This is a genomic window from Rheinheimera sp. UJ63, from assembly GCF_021568285.1.
Lineage (GTDB): Bacteria > Pseudomonadota > Gammaproteobacteria > Enterobacterales > Alteromonadaceae > Alishewanella > Alishewanella maricola.
Genome location: NZ_JAKGTQ010000021.1, coordinates 1 through 1,168, shown reverse-complemented (window position 1 = coordinate 1,168; position 1,168 = coordinate 1). Strand labels below are relative to the sequence as shown.

At 50.0% G+C, this 1,168-nt stretch carries 3 protein-coding genes; all 3 read right to left on the bottom strand.

Features of this window, described 5'->3' with window-relative positions; all coding sequences use genetic code 11:
• Positions 1-308 (bottom strand): transposase (locus L1N97_RS16880; protein WP_236130569.1); only part of this gene is annotated, 308 nt, incomplete at its 3' end.
• Positions 309-366: 58 nt separating this feature from the next.
• Entirely contained in the window at positions 367-714 is a 348-nt protein-coding gene (gene tnpB / locus L1N97_RS16875) for an IS66 family insertion sequence element accessory protein TnpB (protein ID WP_236130568.1), read from the bottom strand.
• The gene (locus L1N97_RS16870; RefSeq protein ID WP_236130567.1) at positions 711-1,085 is read right to left on the bottom strand and encodes a transposase; all 375 of its coding nucleotides are present in this window, start codon (positions 1,083-1,085) and stop codon (positions 711-713) included. Before L1N97_RS16870 ends, tnpB begins: the two co-directional genes overlap by 4 nt.
• Between the last annotated feature and the right edge of the window lie 83 nt (positions 1,086-1,168).

Here is a 1,168-nt window from a genome sequence, read left to right as displayed (position 1 = left end):
CGCAGCTCTTCTCGCGGCAATTGTGCAGGCAGAGAAGCGCGCCGACGGGGCGTGGCTTTGTTCTCTTTTGCTGGTGCGGCTAGCTTTGGTAAGGCTGCAGTTTGCATCTCAAGCTCTTCAAGCTGTAATTCCAACTGATGAATTTGCTTATCGATATGCTCGGACGAACGTCCGAAGCGGGCACGTTTTAATACGGATAACTGGTGGCGTAACGAGGCAATAACGGTATCCTGCTGGGCAAGCGTTGACTGCAGTTGAAGGATAATTTCCTGCAACTGTTTAGGGTCATTGGGTAAGTGAGATGCCATCGTTTTCATGCGCCGCATAATAACATAAAACGCCAGCTAACTCATTGATTAAATGCATTTATGCGGCGTTTATTGGTCTGCTTTTTCTGGCAGGTGGCCGCCAGTCTAGGCCTTCCAGTAACAGCGCCAATTCTGCTTGTGTTAAATGCACCGCCCCCGATTTTGCACTTGGCCAGACAAATTTCCCCTGCTCAAGTCGCTTGTAAAATAAACATAACCCCTGACCATCCCACCAGAGCAATTTAACCCGGTCGCTACGACGACCGCGAAACACAAATACGTGACCGCTAAACGGGTCTTTTTGCAGCACATGCTGCGCCATTGCTGCCAGGCCATCGAAGCCCTTGCGCATATCGGTGTAACCGGCACACAGCCAAATGCGCACGTCATGCGATAACATCATCATGACAACGCCACCACGAGTTGGCGCAACATGTCCGGCGTGACGTCGTGTAACACCAGTTGGTGACCGCTACGAAACGACACCGTTATTGCAGGTTTGTGTAACACCGGCGCCGCGTCAACCGCACGAACACTGATAGGAAGGAATGGCATTGGAGCCGCTGACGTATCCACTTCACCTTTAGCGCGCCTGACCCACAATGCATTACCGAGGTTAACGTCCCGGATCCAGCGAAACACTTGGTTGGTATTGACATCATATTTGCGCGCTAATTGAGATACTGAAAGGGTTTGTTCTTTCGATTCCTGGACGATCTGCCATTTTAATTCGGGGGAAAAGAACCGACGTATATCGGGTTGTTTTAAAGCAGGCATACATAACTCTCATTGTTGGCAACACAGAAAGATATGATGCGTGATCAGTCAGCAAATAAAAGATGTGATGGCCGGACGCTTAC

Bases quoted from the DNA above. Each gene is read 5' to 3' on its own strand.
- tnpB (WP_236130568.1), bottom strand. From the start codon at position 714: ATGATGATGTTATCGCATGACGTGCGCATTTGGCTGTGTGCCGGTTAC.
- L1N97_RS16870 (WP_236130567.1), bottom strand. From the start codon at position 1,085: ATGCCTGCTTTAAAACAACCCGATATACGTCGGTTCTTTTCCCCCGAA.